The sequence below is a fragment of the Halocola ammonii genome, assembly GCF_049334165.1.
Classification (GTDB): Bacteria; Bacteroidota; Bacteroidia; order Flavobacteriales_D; family Sanyastnellaceae; genus JBEGHD01.
Window position 1 is genome coordinate 145,932 of record NZ_JBEGHD010000002.1, and the last position, 15,423, is coordinate 161,354.

Genomic DNA, 15,423 nt, shown 5'->3' on the forward strand with positions numbered 1-15,423 from the left:
ATCACGACCTAACACGAATGAGCCTGTGGGGCGATGAGTTGAAGAAGTAACCACCGACAACGGCCGGCACAACCAAGTTGATTATCCAAAGAGCGAAGGTAGCGGCAAAAATTCCTGCTGGCTCGTTGGTCCAAAAACCAAAGACAAAAATGGCCACCGACTCACGGATTCCGAGTTCACCCAGGAGCGCGGTGGGCACAACTGCCGAAACGAGGTAGATCACAGCGATGCCGCTGTAGAACTGTAAAAGGCTGAGCTCTATGCCAAAAGCCTTAAGCAAGATTACAAACTGAGTAGCAAAAACCGCATAGCGCAAAAAGCTCAGTAAAAGTGTTTTGGCTGCCACGGATTGCTCAAAGCTTGTGTGAAAATGTTTTTCCATGTTCCACCGTGCCGGCAGAATGGAGAAGAGTCTTTTGGAGATTTTTTCGAGATTGAAGTAGGCAATAGTTGCGGTGATGATTGTAGCTATGAGCAAAACGGCAGTAAATGGTTCAACTCCCTCTATCTCAGCATAAATCCAAAACGAAGCGATTGATCCGAGCAGCACGGTGATTGTCAGCTGTGCAACACTCCCGTAAAAAGAAGCAGTAGCAGCTTTTTTACGCGCAGGTGGTGGAGTGAGAAAAACTCTGCCGGCCATGTCGCCAATACGGTTGGGAGTAAAGAGAGAGAGGTAAGTTCCTGCGAGCACGGCTTTCAGCGAATCGGTTCTGCGGAGGGATAGAAAGTTGAAGTTGAGCAATCTCCATTTGCGCGATTCGAGTAACCAGTTGATAGGCATCATCACAATGGCTGTTGCAATCAGGGTGGGATGATTGGCCAGGGAAGAACCCATTTTTTGCCACTGACTGAAATCCACGGACGCGAGGTGATACCACAAAAAGGTCACTGCCAATAAAAAGAAGACTGTTTGTAACAGTCGGACCACGTGCCGCTGGGAGACTTTCAAAATCTTTACTTTTGATTTCAAACAAAGGTACGCGATTGGAGACAGAGAAGATAATTTTAGGAATTGACCCCGGAACCAGCATCATGGGATATGGGATAATTTCTGTGCGAGGGAAGAAAATGGACCTGATCAGCATGGGCGTGATTCGCATGACTTCGATGAGCGATCACGCGGTAAAACTCCAGCATATTTTTAAGCGATGTGTGGGGCTAATTGAAGAGTACCATCCTGATGAACTGGCTATCGAGGCGCCCTTTTTTGGAAAAAATGTGCAGTCGATGCTCAAGCTTGGGCGCGCTCAGGGAGTGGCCATAGCCGCAGCCTTAAGCCGCGATATTCCAATGACCGAGTACGCTCCGAAAAAAATCAAGCAATCGATTACTGGAAATGGAAATGCCGCCAAGGAACAGGTCGCGAGCATGCTGCAGTCGGTTTTGAAAATTCCCGCAGGAGACATGCCCAAAGATCTCGATGCTACAGATGGATTGGCAGCTGCGGTTTGCCATTTTTATCAAAGCAATTCACCGCTAGGAGCTGCCGGATATTCGAGTTGGAAGGCTTTTATGAATAAGAATCCGGGGCGGGTAAAATGAAAAATTAAACCACCTTCAAACTACTGTAACCCTGGCCGTTTCTCTCGAGTTGTATTTGTGTGCTGATGCGTTCTTTCAGGGCTTCTACGTGGCTGATTATTCCGATGATTTTTGAAGATTCCGTTTGGAGTTTCTCAAGTGTGTCGAGGGTTTGATCAAGCGTTTCCGGGTCGAGGGTGCCGAAGCCTTCATCGATAAACAGGCTGTTGATTTCTACATTTTTCGAAGCCAGGTCTGAAAGGGCCAGTGCCAGCGAAAGACTGAGTACGAAAGTCTCACCTCCGGAAAGTGTCTTTACCGAGCGCCTTTGTCCACCCATGTGATCATCGATGGCGATGAGGCTGTCGTCTTCGTCTCCCTGCGGTGAGGCAACGCGGTAACGATCGGTGAGTTGAGAAAGACGATTGTTGGCCAGTGCAAGTAGCTGTTGAAGAGTAAGGTCCTGGGCAAAGTCGTTGAACTTCTTGCCAGTCGCGTCTCCAATCAATTGATTCAGCAACTCCCACTTGCGGCCGGTTTTTTCCTCTTCGGCAATTCGTTTTTGCACGTTTTCCACACGCTGCAAGTTCTCGGTGTGGTTTTTCAGTTTTCGTTTTACTTCCTCCCAGTTTTCCAGGATCTCAGTAAGTTCGGATTTTAATTCACGATGAAATTTTTCCAGCTGTTCGTCTTCTTCCTCTGTCAGCTTTGCCTTCAGTTCATCCAGCTGTCCAGCGGTGGACTTAAATCCGGTCTCGGAAGTTTTAAAAGCCTCCTTCAGATCGCTGAACTGACGGTTGAGTTGGTGGTACTTTTCCTCTGGTAGTCTTTTAGAGATTGCGTCTTCAATTCCATCAAAGCCTTTTTCTCGCAGGGCGGGAGAGAGCTCATTCTGCAGTTGTTTCTTTTCCTTTTCCAGCTTCGCCTGCTCTTGCTTTAGTTTTTGGGATTGCTCTTCCAGACTTTTCAATCGGTGATTGATGTCGGTCCACGAGTCACGCAGTTCGCCACAGGTTTTGCTGATGTCGTCTCCCGTAAAAAGTTTGTTCTTCTCGGCTGCGAGCTTTTTTCCTTCTCTGGAAATCGCGATCATCGATTCCACAATCGGAAGGCAGCTTTCAATTCCTTTCGCCTGCTTTTGAATATCTCCAAACTCTCTGAGCGACTTCCGCTGTGTTTCGGTCTGTTCGATTAGCTTTTCCCAGTCGACAGGTTCGTCTTTCAGCCATTCTCCGCATTCACTTTTAAGTCGCTGGTTGAGGTTTTCAATTTCCTTTTGGAGATTCTCAATGCGAGATTGCAACTCTTCGAGCTCTTTGAGAAGGTGCTTCAGGTTTGCCTCTGAATTGCTCAGTTCCTTACCTACAGACTCAAGATCTTTCTCAGCTTGCTGTAGTTTTTTCATCAACTCGTCATCGGCTTCGGGCGCATGATCAGACCATGGATGCTCTGTGGAGCCGCAGAGAGGACAGGGTTTTCCGTCTTGAAGTTCTGCTCGCTTCTCTTTCAGGCTGGCGCGGAGCTTTTGATTTTCCAACTCAAGACGAAGCGACTTTACTTTTAGCTCTGACTTCTCCTTCTGGCTCTCCAGTTTCTCGATTTTACCGGGAAGCATTTTTTGGTCTTCTGCCTTTTTCTCGAGCTTTTGCTTCTCTTCTTTGAGGTTTTTCTCAAGCTTGGTAAGCTCAATACTCCAGTCGGCTCCTTTTCTCAGGGTAAACAGTTTTTTCTCAAGACGAGCGTCTTCACTCTGTGGATTTTCGAGGTTGATTCCTCCAAGCTTTGCCGATAGTTCCTCTTTTCGCCTGGCTGTTTCCAACTGCCATGATTGTAGCTTTTCCAGATCTTCTTCCGGGTCTTTTACGTTTGGCACAAAGTCCCAATTTTCCCCTTTGGCAATGAGTTCATTTTTCTTGCTACGATACTCCTGTTGCTTTTCGGAAATCTGTTTTTCAAACTTTTCTACGCGATTTTTGAATTTCTCGAGCTCCGTTTTCACTGCATCTTCACTGACTTCTGATAGCACCAGATCCTCTACCTTTTTCAACAGAGATTCACGGTTTACAGCCAGTTCTATCTTTGATTTGCTGAGTGCTACAGCTTCCTTACTGGCTTCGGTGATTTTTTCTCCGATTCTTTTCCATTGTTCCAGCTTTTCAGCAAAAGGTGAAGTCGCCTCGTGTTTCTTTAGACGCTTGCCGTGCTCTTCTTCGAAATCACCAAGTTTCTTTTTTTGAAGCTCGACCTCTTCTTGCTTCTGTTTTTTTAAGAGTTGGATTTTCGCGAAGTCTTCTCTCAGTTTAAGTTGCTCTTCGAGAGCTTTGAGATTTTTTTCCTTTTCACTCGATTGTTTTTCGAGCTCGGTGTTTTGCTTACGAGTTTCTTTGAGTTCGTCTGCGCTCAGTAATGCATTCCTGTGAATGACTTCTTCCTTCCTGAGATCTTCGAGCGATTTGGCAAACTGCTGTTTTTTCTCAAAGGCCTTTTGTCCGAGTTTGCGGTAAACTCCGGTGCCGGTGATTTTCTCGAGAAGCTCTCCACGCTCACTTTTGTTGACTTTTAGAAATTGAGCAAACTCACCCTGCGCAAGCATGATAGACTTCACAAACTGGTCGTAGTTGAGGCCGATGAGTTCTTCGTTTTTGCCGGGGACATCACTTTTCTTGAGGTCGAGGTTTTTGCCTGAAACGACATCTGCCAGTTCCATTTCATAATCGCGGAGCGTGTTGTTTCTGGTAGTAGAAATACTCCAGGACGATCGGAAGACACCTTTTCCACACTGATACTCCACGCTGGCAAAAGCTTCGTCAGTGTTGCGAGTGAGGAGGGCTCCGCTTTGGGCTACAAAATTTTTGCTGACTTTACCTAGCCGAGGAACGCGATTGAAAAGAGCAAGTGCAATTACATCCAGAATCGTACTCTTCCCACTTCCTGTTGGGCCAGTGATGGCAAAGAGCCGACTCTCTGCCAGCGGGTTTTTTGTGAAGTCCACCTCGTGCTCTCCTCGCAGCGAGTTTATGTTTTTGAATTTTATTTTTCTGATTTTCATTTTGACTAGAGTAGCTCTTGTAAGTTAGAGTTTACCTCGGTTAATTGTTCTTTGTGCACTGTTTTTTCTCGAGAAACGACCACTGTGCGTGAGCCGCTTGTCGAGCGGAGTCGAGACATAAGGGAAGGTTGAGTTAAATATTCTCTCATTTATTACAATATTCTCTATTTTCAAAATGAGATTTATTCTGACATTTCGCCAGTAAAGGAAGTTCCGAGTGTCTACCTTCAATCAATGCTTCTTTTTTATCTCTCCCCCATTTCTTTACTTGATGTTCTCTTTCAAAAGCCTCATCAATCCTGCTAAACTCTTCGTAATAAATAAGCTCAACAGGCAGTCTGCGACTAGTGTAACTTGAAGCATGTCCCTTTTGATGGAGCTCAATCCTTTTGAGTAGATTCCTGGTGGAGCCTACATAGAATTTATTATCAATACATTTAAGTATGTACATGTAGCAAGTAGCCATCAAGCTTAGATCAAAAGTGTTTTACAATCTTGTTTTGTCCCCTTGCGCACTCTCTCGACTCCGCTCGAGAACCTTCATTCGCACCGAATCTGTTTTTATTCACCTTTTCCCTCCAACTCTTCCAAAATTTCATCAAAGGCCTCACTTACCAGTTTTCTGGTTTCTTCGTCAAAATCTTCTCGATCCAGACGCTTTTCAAAAACCTCTCGGGGCTTCAAGTCTTCCAGTTGCTTTGAGCTGTCATATAGTTCTGATGCTCCGTGGATCTGGTTTTTGAAAGATGCGCGGTGCTTGACAATTTCTGCTCCCTCGGTCTCGAATTCTTGCACCAGCCTGTCGAGGTCGAAAATCTTTCCAGGATCGTACTGATCCTCTTTAAGTTCCAGCTCCAGCAATGTGTCGAGCTTTCCCGTGGGTTGAATTACACCTAGTTTTTCTTTGAGTTCTTCCAGAGTGCCGCTGATTCGTTTCAGTTGACGAAAAACTGGGATTTTCACGCTTTCCGTTTCAAAATTTTCGGTGTCTAAAATCAGTAGTCGCTTTTTGTCTTCACTTTCGCTAAACGAAAGGGGGAGTGGGGAACCACTGTAAAAAGTCGGTACCAGCGCATTCACTTTTTGTGGGCGATGGATGTGGCCTAAGCCGATGTACTTAAAGTAGTCGCCAAACTTATCTGCCTCAAAGCTTGCTTCATTGCCCACCTGGATATCTCTCTCACTTTCGGAAGTGCTCACTCCGGCAGCAAAAAGGTGGCCCATGGCAATAGCCGGAACGTTGGGGAAATGCTCTTTGCAGCATTCGGCCGTATTTTCAAAAACCTTGGCGATGCCCACGCGGATGGCTTCTACTCGACTTTCATAACTCACTTCTTCGGTGGCATTTCGCAAGTCCGGGTCACGCAGATAGGGAAGAGCCGCTATTACCACTTGGGTTTTACCTTCGGCATTTTTAAGAGGAATCAGACAATCTTCGAGTCTCTCTGGCAGACTGCCAATCACGTGGATGTCCATCGCCTGAAGCAATTCCCGTGGGGCGTTCAACACAGCTGGAGAATCATGGTTTCCACCAGTTAGGATGAGTTTGCATTTGAGCGCATTGAGTTTTAGCAAAGCCTGAAAGTATGCCCTGCGCGATTCGCTCGAAGGGTTGGCGAGATCGAAAATATCTCCCGAAACCAAAATTGCTTCTATCTGCTCTTTCTTCACCAGTTCTACGAGCCAGTCGACAAAAAGCTCGAAGTCCTCACTCAGGTCGTGCTTGTGAAGTTTCTTGCCAATGTGCCAATCTGCAGTGTGTAGGATTTTCATTTCTGAGCTCAGTTCGTTCTTTGTCAAAAATAGGGTTTCGGAGGGATTTTTCTTTGGCAACGAATCGATCCCAGCACAAACAGTACTTTCAAATACGGTCGTCCTGAACTTGGTTCGGGACCTCACAAAACTCAACTGAATGGAACTCGGAAGTAGAATCCCTTACTCAATCCTCGGCCAATCTAAAAGCACCCTTCAATCACCATCGTGATCAGCTCCTTTTTGGAGATGTTGGCGTGGGCGGCTTGCTGAGGGATGAGGCTGGCTTCGGAAAACCCGGGGACGGTATTGACCTCCATCACGTAGATGTCTTCACCCTTTACGAAGTAATCTACGCGGATCATGCCTTTGCAATCGAGCAGGTCGTAGATGCGTTCCGACATGCGCTGTACATCGTTGTAGTGGTGTTCTTTGATGCGGGCAGGAGTAATTTCTTCAGACTGGCCTTCGTACTTAGCGGCAAAATCGAAGAACTTCCCTTTCGCTACGATTTCGGTAATCGGCAGGGCAGTGGTTCTTCCGTAGGGACGGATCACTCCGCAGGTCACCTCAGTTCCGCTGAGCAGTTCTTCGATCAGCACTTCACCGTCTACGTCCAGCGCTTTTTCGATGGCTGCCGGCAACTCTTCAGCTTTTTCCACTCTCGAATCACCCAGAGAAGATCCACCGCGGTTGGGTTTTACAAAGCAGGGCAGCCCCACGTTGTTGATGATGTGGCGCACGGAATAGACATCAGATTTTTTGAGCATCACCGAGCGGGCACAGAGAAAGCCCTCGTGGCGCAGGTAAGTGTTGGTCATGCTTTTGTTGAAAGTGAGCGACAGGTTGAGCACGCTTCCTGTAGTGGTAGGCAAGCCGATCAGGTCGAAATAGCCCTGCAAAATCCCGTCTTCACCGGGCGTACCATGAATGGCCACGAACACCCCGTCAAAGGTGTGTTTGCCTTTTTTGTGAGTAAAAGTAAAGTCGTTTTTGTCGATGGGGAAAGTGCTGCCTTCCCAATGTGCGAACCAGCCGGACTTGTCCATTACGACTTTCACCGGTTCGTATTTTGTCCGATCGATATTGTTCATCACCATCTCGGCACTCTTCATTGAGATCACTGCCTCTCCGGACAATCCCCCGGCAATCACTGCGACTTTTTTCATGTTTGTTTGGGTTTAATTCAATTCCTAGAATAATCGTTGTCGTCACTTTCGAATCCCTAAACTTGTTTCAGGGTCTGTTGATTCAAACTCGATTGTCTTGAAGATTTTCTGAGGACCTGCACTTTTTTTCAAGTACTAATTTCCTCATTTCGTTTTCTCTTCACCCACACTTTTCACCTTTGTTTTAACACATACCAGTTGACAAGCCCGATGGATATCGCTAAACTTGTCGATGCAATTTTCAATCTTAATCCAATTCCAATGAAAAATCTGAAGTGGGCTGCGCTGGCTCTTGCGCTTTGTGTTTCAACTTTTGTCTCTGCCCAGGACGAGCAAGTTTATGAGTTTACCGTGGTGAAGGAGATCGATGCCACAGAAACCAAAGACCAGTGCAGAACCGGGACCTGCTGGAGCTTTGCCACGATTTCCTTTTTGGAATCCGAAGCGCTGCGACTCGGCAACGGAAAACACGATTTTTCGGAGATGTTCAATGTCCGTGTCACTTATCCGCTGAAAGCTGAAAAGTACGTTCGCTATCAGGGTAAGTATCAATTTGGCCCGGGAAGCCTTAGCCACGATGTGATCAATGCTGTGGCCGAGCACGGAATTGTTCCCGAAAGTGTTTACAAAGGTTTGAACTACGGCCTCGAAGAACATAACCACGCTGAAATGGATGCGATGCTCGAAGCGATGGTGAAGGCTGTTGTAGAGAACAAAGGACGCAGACTCACCAACAAGTGGGAAGATGCGGTGAACTCAGTTTTGGACGTTTACCTCGGGGAAATTCCAACTACTTTTGAATACAGTGGAAAGATATACACGCCAGAGGAATTTAGAAATGCCATGGGAATCGTTCCCGAAGATTACCTGAGTTTTACTTCGTTTACACACCACCCGTTTTACGAACCGTTTGTTCTAGAAGTACCCGACAACTTCAGCCAGGAGCCTTTTAACAACGTGCCACTAGAAGACCTTGTGAGCATTGTCGATAATGCAATCGAAAAAGGATTTACAGTTGCCTGGGATGCCGATGTGAGCGAGCGTGGATTTAGCTTTAGAAACGGAATGGCCATCGCTCCGGAAGAGTCGGTTTCTAAAGATCAGCTTTTCAAAGAAGTAGTGGAAGAAGTGGAAGTGACTCAAATGCTTCGTCAGGTGCAATTTAACAACTTTCAAACCACTGACGATCACCTGATGCATATTGTCGGAATGGCACTTGATCAGGACGGCAAAGAATACTACATCGTGAAAAACTCCTGGGGTGCAGACAATCCTTATGGTGGAATCCAGTACGTATCAAAAGCTTACTTCATGCTCAAGACTGTGGGAATTCTGGTTCATCAAGATGCTGTGCCAAGTGATGTCAGCAAGGAATTTAAACGATAGAGATTGCGATTACCACTCATTCTAATTTGAATCCTTCAGCCTGAGATGATTAAAATCCTGAAGAAGATCCTTCGCTGGATTTTGAAACTAGCGATTTGGTTTTTAGTGCTGTCGGTGCTTTGGGTATTGGTTTACAAATGGGTGAACCCTCCGATCACTTTCCTTCAGGCGCGCGAATATTTTCGTGCTCCCGATGGCGATGATTTTCACAAAGAGTGGGTCGACATCGAAGAAATTGCCCTACCGATGAGGTTGGCGGTAGTGGCTTCTGAAGATCAGAATTTCAAACGCCACAGCGGCTTTGACTTCGGTGCAATCCAAAAAGCAATAGAGTACAACGAGAAACACAAGAAAACTCGCGGTGCCAGCACCATCAGTCAGCAAACGGCCAAAAACGTCTTTCTCTGGCCTGGCAGAAACTGGGTGCGAAAAGGCCTGGAAGTTTACTTCACTTTTCTGATCGAATTGCTGTGGTCAAAAGAGCGCATTCTAGAGGTTTACCTAAACGTGATTGAAACGGGTAAGTACAAATTTGGTGTGGAAGCTGCAGCGCAGGACTACTTCCGCACTAGTGCAGCCAAACTGAGTAAGAGTCAGGCAGCACTGATTGCCGCTGCCGTTCCCAGTCCTCGGAAAAGCAATCCCGGAGCACCATCTGCCTACCTTAGCCGAAGGAAAGATCACATTCTCCGTCAGATGCGGTTGATCGGAAGTAACTACTTTGAGCGAGAGGAGTAGAACTTTATCTTCTCCAAACCGGCTGACTTTCCTAATTTTGACGCCATGTCGAATCCTCAGGCCACAGACCTTTCTTCGTTCAACAACGACTGGTACAATCCAGGTAATCCGCTGAAGCGGTTGCTGTGGTACTACACCAACCTCGTTTTTTTTAACAGTGGTTGGCTGCCGATTGGTGGTTTGAAAGTGATTTTGTTAAAGATCTTTGGGGCCAAAATCGGTAGAGGAGTAGTGATCAAACCGTACGTAAATATTAAGTATCCCTGGAAGCTCGAGGTCGGCAACCACGTGTGGATCGGTGAGAAAGTATGGATCGACAACTTAGATGAAGTGAAGATAGGTTCAAACGCCTGTCTTTCGCAGGGAGCGATGCTGCTTTGTGGAAATCACAACTACAAGAAGCCCACTTTCGATCTGATCGTAAAACCGATTACAATCGAAGAAGGAGTTTGGATTGGTGCTCACTCAGTGGTGACGCCCGGCTGTGTTTGCGAAAGTCACAGCATGTTGGCCGTGAAGTCTGTAGGTATCGGAAAGCTCGAGGCGTTTTCCATCTACCAGGGGAACCCAGCAAAGTTTCTTCGAAAAAGAGAGTTCAAGGCATGAAAATTTCCATCATCACCATCAGTTTCAACAGCGAAGATACGATCGAAGACACCATTCGATCTGTCGTTTCTCAGAGCTATTCCAATGTGGAGTACATCATCGTGGATGGCGCTTCCAAAGACGGTACGATGGAAATCGTGAAAAAGTACGAAGACGGAATTTCGAAAATCATTAGCGAGCCCGACAAAGGGATTTACGATGCCATGAACAAAGGCGTGAAGGCCGCCACGGGTGATATTGTTGGAATTCTCAATTCTGATGATGTTTACGACAACAGCGATGTGATTGATAAGGTCGTGAAGAAATTTGAGTCAGAAAACTGCGATGCCGTTTACGCAGACCTTGTGTACGTAGATCGGAAGAACACAGAAGATGTTAAGCGCTTCTGGAAGTCTGGAAATTACAGTGAAGGGATTTTCAAAAAGGGCTGGATGCCTCCTCACCCGACTTTCTTCGTGAAGAATAAGTGCTACGAAAAGTTTGGCGTCTACAACACGGATCTCAAATCTGCAGCCGACTACGAGTTGATGCTTCGTTTTTTGCACAAGCACAAAATTTCGGTGTCTTACCTGCCGGAGGTTATTACAAAAATGAGAGTGGGAGGGGAAAGTAACGTCTCGTTGAAAAATCGCATTCGCGCCAATAAGGAAGATCGCCTCGCCTGGAAGCTCAACGGTCTTAAACCCGGTCCGCTGACGCTGACGAGAAAGCCACTTTCCAAAATCAGCCAGTTTTTCAAGAAAAAAGGCTAAATCGATTTCATAATTTAGCCTTTTCAAAAGTCTTCTATGATTTTCTAGAATTTCGCTCTGGATCTTCTGATACCTCTACGTTGACGGATCCAGTTGTACTTGCGCTTGTAGAAAGAACTTCTTCCACGGAACACGTAACCGACACTGAAGGTCATCGTGAGGTAGTTGTCGTTGTTTGAGGCTTCACCACGTGGAGCTGTTTGATTGCTTCGGGTGTCGTACTGGTGCGACCAAACTGTTCCGGAAGCTTCAGGGTCGTTGATGGCATCGATAATTTCCTGGCTAGTCTGACTGGCAAACTCTGCCGCTTCAGGACTAAGGTCCTGCGGATTGGCGTAGTCAGTGCTGATGTCATCGAGATAATCGGTAAAGGTCATTCTCCAGCTCATCTCCCAACCGAGTCTCCAGCGGTTGTTGAAAGTGAAGTGAAGTCCGATTCCCAATGGCACTGCCATGGCAAAAGTTTCGTACTCAGAGTCCTGACCTTCTGTTCTCAGCGGACGCAAATCCACCCACTCGCCAGTCGGTTCACCGGCATCTGGGTTGTAAAGCTGCGCTTGTGGATTGTGGCGAAAAACGCTCAATCCGGCATGACCATATAATTTGAATTTCGGGTTGTAAAAACCACGTCCGCCCACATCGTTGTGGTAAAAGATGGTGACCTCACCGCGTCCGCCAAACTCAACCATTCTGTTTCTGAAGTGAAGGTTTCTGGCTCTACGGGCAGGATTGGTAGATTCTGAATCGTAGTCGTTGATCTGAAGGTAAGTGATGTTGGCAGCAACAGAAATCAATCTGGAAAATCTGTATCGGCCATAAGCTCCGATAGCGACATTCGTCTGATTGAGGTGCATGTCCCAAATGAAGTCTCTTCTCGGAAGGGATTTTCCACCGATGTCTCCGAGATAGTTGGCACCACCGAGTTTGATTCCGGCCTCAAAGTCGTACTGTGCCGCAGACTCCTTTGGAGCCGCAAACAACAGAACACCTACGAAAAGACAAATAATGGAAATGTATTTCATGCCGGGCAATTTTACCTTGCTTTAAAACAGGCTAAAATAAGTTGATCTCAGCGCTTATGCAAAATAAAGTATTCAAACATTAGCTTTTACCTGATTTTCGGTAAAAAGTTTCTTACTTCGCTGCTGTTCAAAAAACATTTTTCATGAACGAGAATCGCATTACTTCGCTTTTTGGAATTGACTTTCCGCTGATTCAGGCGGGAATGGTTTGGTGTGCCGGTTGGGAGTTGGCTTCAGCTGTCAGCAATGCCGGTGGGTTGGGCATCATCGGCTCTGGGTCGATGTATCCCGAGATCCTCAGAACCCACATTCAAAAGTGCAAAAAAGCAACAGGCAAACCGTTCGCAGTAAATATTCCACTGATGTATCCACAGATTGAGGAGCACATGAAGATAGTTGTGGAAGAAGGTGTAGAAGTGGTTTTTACTTCGGCTGGAAATCCCGCAGCCTGGACCAGTCAACTGAAAGAGCACGGAATAAAAGTAGTTCATGTCGTTTCCAGTGTGAAGTTTGCGCTAAAAGCTCAAAAAGCCGGAGTAGACGCGGTTGTTGCCGAGGGTTTTGAGGCAGGTGGTCACAATGGCCGCGAGGAAACCACAACTTTTTGCCTGGTGCCGATGGTTAAAGATGCTGTTGAAATTCCGGTGATTGCCGCAGGTGGAATAGGTGATGGACGTGGAATGCTGGCAGCCATGACACTTGGAGCAGATGCAGTGCAGATTGGAAGTCGATTCGTAGCGTCCGTAGAATCTTCGGCTCATCAAAATTTTAAAAACCTGGTAGTGGAGGCGAACGAAGGAGACACGCGATTGACCCTGAAGGAGCTCGCACCGGTGAGGCTTTTGAAGAACAAGTTCTACGACAATGTTTTGGAGGCTTACTCGTCTGGAGCAAAAGTAGAGCAGCTTCGTGAATTATTGGGGAAAGGCAGAGCAAAGAGAGGAATGTTTGAAGGTGACCTCGATGAAGGAGAGCTTGAAATCGGACAGATCAGCGGGATGATTCGTGAGGTGAAACCCGCAGCGGATATTGTGAAAGAAATTCTGAATGATTTTGTTGAAGCACAGAAAAACATCTGTAAGGTGAACCTGTTCGAAGCAACGAAGAGCCCAAAATAACTGTACTTATAAATACGTTACCCTGCCGATTTCCGTTATCCACCGGCAAGAATTAACTTTGTAAAAAACTAGAAGTAACGGATGCTAAAGATATTTCCGAAAGTTTTTATTGTTTTTCTACTCAGTCTGGTCGCTGGTAGTGCTCTTACTCAAAGCCCGACCTTGAATTGTGTTTCTGTTTTGCCTGGAGGTGGAGCAGTTCTCAATTTTCAGGGAAATGCTTCTGAGCCAGAGTTCCTCAATTACGAAGTCTATTACGCTGCCACTTCCGGAGATCCTTTTTCGCTTTTGACCACAATTAATAATGCTGGTTCTGTTTCTCAGTCTATTGCTCCTGGCAGTATGGATAACCCACTTGATGCAGGAACAGGATGTTTCTACATGGTCACCAACTACGATGACGGCACAAACTCAGTTGTTTCGGACACTCTTTGCAGCATGTTTTTGGAAGTGGGGCAATCCAATCCCGTTGGTGATGCCGAGCTCGACTGGAATTCGCCTTTTGTTGGAGATGCACCAGCTGATGCGGTGGAGTACGAAATCTTGATGGAATATCCTGCTGGCACCTGGAATCAGATTGCTACCGTTCCCGTGAACGGACCGACATCTTACTCTCACGAAGTTTCTGTTTGTGGAGATGATCTCAACTTCCAAATCCGATTGGTGAGAAATAGCTGCACGATGGTTTCCAACATCGATGGCGACTTTTTTACCGATACGTCTCACCCTGGTGTTCCTGAAGTGACTTCAGTAGATGTGGATTCTCTTACCGGAAATGCTGTCGTGAACTGGGAAGGGACGGGAGCTGGAGACACCGATGGCTACATCGTTTACTACTGCGACAATGGGAGCAACATTTTTCTCGACACCGTTTGGGGAATCAACAACGTGCAATACGAATACCTCGACTCACAAGCGAGCCTCACGGGATCGGAATCGTTTCTGGTTGCTTCATTCGATACCTGCCTGAGTGGAAATCCTCCTCAGCCAAATATTAGCCCAACTTCGGGCGATTGCTTCACTAGTATTTTCCTTGAATCGCAGTGGCAAGCTTGCCAGGATTACGTTTTCCTCGAGTGGAACGCAGTGAATGGATGGGAAAACGGAGTCGACATGTACGAGATTTACGCGTCCCAGGATGGCGGAATTTGGGAGCTCGTTGGTGCAGTGGAAGGCACGCAAACCAATTATGAGCACGAGCTCGATTTCGATAGCTTCACCGATGATGTTTCCATGAGGTACCACATCAAAGCGTACGCGAACGGACAGCCCTATGATCAGATTTCGAATATCAGAACGCAGGACTTGCCCTACGATGCGGCTCCAGAAGACTTTTATCTCTCTACAGCAACTGTGATTGGTCCGGATCAGGCTCAGGTGGATGTTTACCTTTCGGCAGTGAACTACCCATTGGTTCTCATCCTCCAGCGAGAAATCGATCCGGAAGATGGTTTTGAATCGATTTCAACGCAGATTGTACAAAACCAAAACAACGCTACGTTCAACGATTTCGACACCAGGACCTCAGAGCAAAGTGTGTCTTACCGCGTGATTTCACAAAATTCATGTGAGGATTACCTCGACACTACGAATGTGGGGACAACAATTTTCCTTAGTGGAATTGCAAATTCTGAGGAAATGAGGAATACAATCATCTGGAACGAATACACTGTTTGGGATGGTGCAAAAACAGAGCACGTGATTTTTAGAAGTCAGGATGCGCTCGAAATGCCTCAGCAGTACGACCAGGTTGGGCCGGCCAAGTACAATTATGAGGATGACGTGTCGCAACTCATCGAGTCCGAGGGCGAATTTTGCTACTACGTGGAAGCGGTCGAAACAGTTAACCAATACGGTATTTCAGCACGGAGTCGCTCCAACACTGTCTGCGTTACTCAAGAACCAAAAATCTGGATTCCAAACGCATTCATTGTAAACGGCTTCAACAACATTTTTAAACCCACTATTTCATTTGCCGACTTCAACAATTACCAGTTGATCATCTACAACCGATGGGGTCAGCAAATTTTTGTGAGCACTGACATCGACAATGGCTGGGACGGGAGAAAAAATGGCCAGATTCTCAAGGAAGGCCAGTACATGTACTACATGAGTATTTCGGACGGATTCGGTAACTTTTACGAACGAAGAGGTCCGGTGATGTTGTTAGTAGGTGATCGCAGGTAGGTTCAACGCTCCGAATTCAGTAAAATTCTAATTACATTTTTTAACCAACACTACACCTTATTAAGAGTTGATTCTGTATGCTATTTTGTATTTTTGCACGAATTTATTTGAATCGATAAA

Annotated in this window: 13 protein-coding genes; 7 read left to right on the forward strand and 6 right to left on the reverse strand. The window is 46.4% G+C overall.

Translation table 11 applies throughout. From position 1 onward, the window contains the following. Position 1: 1 nt before the first annotated feature. On the reverse strand, positions 2–931 hold the full coding sequence (locus ABHV44_RS02850) for a lysylphosphatidylglycerol synthase domain-containing protein (protein ID WP_459073135.1): 930 nt from the start codon (positions 929–931) through the stop codon (positions 2–4). 56 nt (positions 932–987) lie between these two features. Between ABHV44_RS02850 and ruvC the strand changes: the two genes are divergently transcribed. Continuing rightward, positions 988–1,545, forward strand: coding sequence for a crossover junction endodeoxyribonuclease RuvC (gene ruvC, locus ABHV44_RS02855; RefSeq protein WP_459073328.1), 558 nt, complete (start codon positions 988–990; stop codon positions 1,543–1,545). Positions 1,546–1,549: 4 nt separating this feature from the next. On the opposite strand, the gene ABHV44_RS02860 is transcribed toward ruvC, so the two are convergent. The 4 genes from ABHV44_RS02860 to ABHV44_RS02875 all read right to left on the reverse strand — a co-directional run bounded on the left by ABHV44_RS02860 (position 1,550) and on the right by ABHV44_RS02875 (position 7,494). Beyond that, complete coding sequence (locus ABHV44_RS02860) at positions 1,550–4,573, reverse strand: SbcC/MukB-like Walker B domain-containing protein (protein WP_459073136.1); 3,024 nt, start codon at positions 4,571–4,573, stop codon at positions 1,550–1,552. Between the two features lie 145 nt (positions 4,574–4,718). Next, positions 4,719–5,039 carry a GIY-YIG nuclease family protein gene (locus ABHV44_RS02865; RefSeq protein ID WP_459073137.1) on the reverse strand — a complete coding sequence of 107 codons (321 nt, stop codon included), beginning with the start codon at positions 5,037–5,039 and terminating at the stop codon, positions 4,719–4,721. Positions 5,040–5,134: 95 nt separating this feature from the next. Then, positions 5,135–6,346, reverse strand: a complete 1,212-nt coding sequence (locus tag ABHV44_RS02870) for an exonuclease SbcCD subunit D C-terminal domain-containing protein (protein ID WP_459073138.1) — start codon at positions 6,344–6,346, stop codon at positions 5,135–5,137. A 182-nt stretch (positions 6,347–6,528) separates the two neighbouring features. Next, the gene (locus ABHV44_RS02875; RefSeq protein WP_459073139.1) at positions 6,529–7,494 is read right to left on the reverse strand and encodes a D-alanine--D-alanine ligase; all 966 of its coding nucleotides are present in this window, start codon (positions 7,492–7,494) and stop codon (positions 6,529–6,531) included. A 261-nt stretch (positions 7,495–7,755) separates the two neighbouring features. Between ABHV44_RS02875 and ABHV44_RS02880 the strand changes: the two genes are divergently transcribed. The 4 genes from ABHV44_RS02880 to ABHV44_RS02895 are packed head-to-tail and all read left to right on the forward strand — an operon-like array spanning position 7,756 to position 10,976. Next, a complete protein-coding gene (locus ABHV44_RS02880) occupies positions 7,756–8,880 on the forward strand; it encodes a C1 family peptidase (protein ID WP_459073140.1) in 1,125 nt (374 codons plus the stop codon). Positions 8,881–8,925: 45 nt separating this feature from the next. Further along, positions 8,926–9,618 (forward strand): monofunctional biosynthetic peptidoglycan transglycosylase, encoded by a 693-nt coding sequence (gene mtgA / locus ABHV44_RS02885; RefSeq protein WP_459073141.1) that lies wholly within the window; start codon positions 8,926–8,928, stop codon positions 9,616–9,618. 45 nt (positions 9,619–9,663) lie between these two features. Further along, positions 9,664–10,224 carry a WcaF family extracellular polysaccharide biosynthesis acetyltransferase gene (locus ABHV44_RS02890; protein WP_459073142.1) on the forward strand — a complete coding sequence of 187 codons (561 nt, stop codon included), beginning with the start codon at positions 9,664–9,666 and terminating at the stop codon, positions 10,222–10,224. Beyond that, positions 10,221–10,976 carry a glycosyltransferase family 2 protein gene (locus tag ABHV44_RS02895; protein WP_459073143.1) on the forward strand — a complete coding sequence of 252 codons (756 nt, stop codon included), beginning with the start codon at positions 10,221–10,223 and terminating at the stop codon, positions 10,974–10,976. The genes ABHV44_RS02890 and ABHV44_RS02895 overlap by 4 nt, the downstream gene beginning before the upstream one ends. A 44-nt stretch (positions 10,977–11,020) precedes the next feature. Here the strand turns inward: ABHV44_RS02895 and ABHV44_RS02900 are convergent, their stop codons facing one another. After that, positions 11,021–11,998 (reverse strand): DUF6089 family protein, encoded by a 978-nt coding sequence (locus ABHV44_RS02900; RefSeq protein ID WP_459073144.1) that lies wholly within the window; start codon positions 11,996–11,998, stop codon positions 11,021–11,023. A gap of 143 nt (positions 11,999–12,141) precedes the next feature. Here ABHV44_RS02900 and ABHV44_RS02905 point away from each other — a divergent pair, with 143 nt between their 5' ends. Both ABHV44_RS02905 and ABHV44_RS02910 read left to right on the forward strand, forming a co-directional pair. Further along, the gene (locus ABHV44_RS02905) at positions 12,142–13,116 is read left to right on the forward strand and encodes an NAD(P)H-dependent flavin oxidoreductase (RefSeq protein WP_459073145.1); all 975 of its coding nucleotides are present in this window, start codon (positions 12,142–12,144) and stop codon (positions 13,114–13,116) included. Between the two features lie 81 nt (positions 13,117–13,197). Continuing rightward, positions 13,198–15,303: a T9SS type B sorting domain-containing protein gene (locus ABHV44_RS02910; RefSeq protein ID WP_459073146.1), complete on the forward strand. Its 2,106-nt coding sequence runs from the start codon at positions 13,198–13,200 to the stop codon at positions 15,301–15,303. Positions 15,304–15,423: the final 120 nt, after the last annotated feature.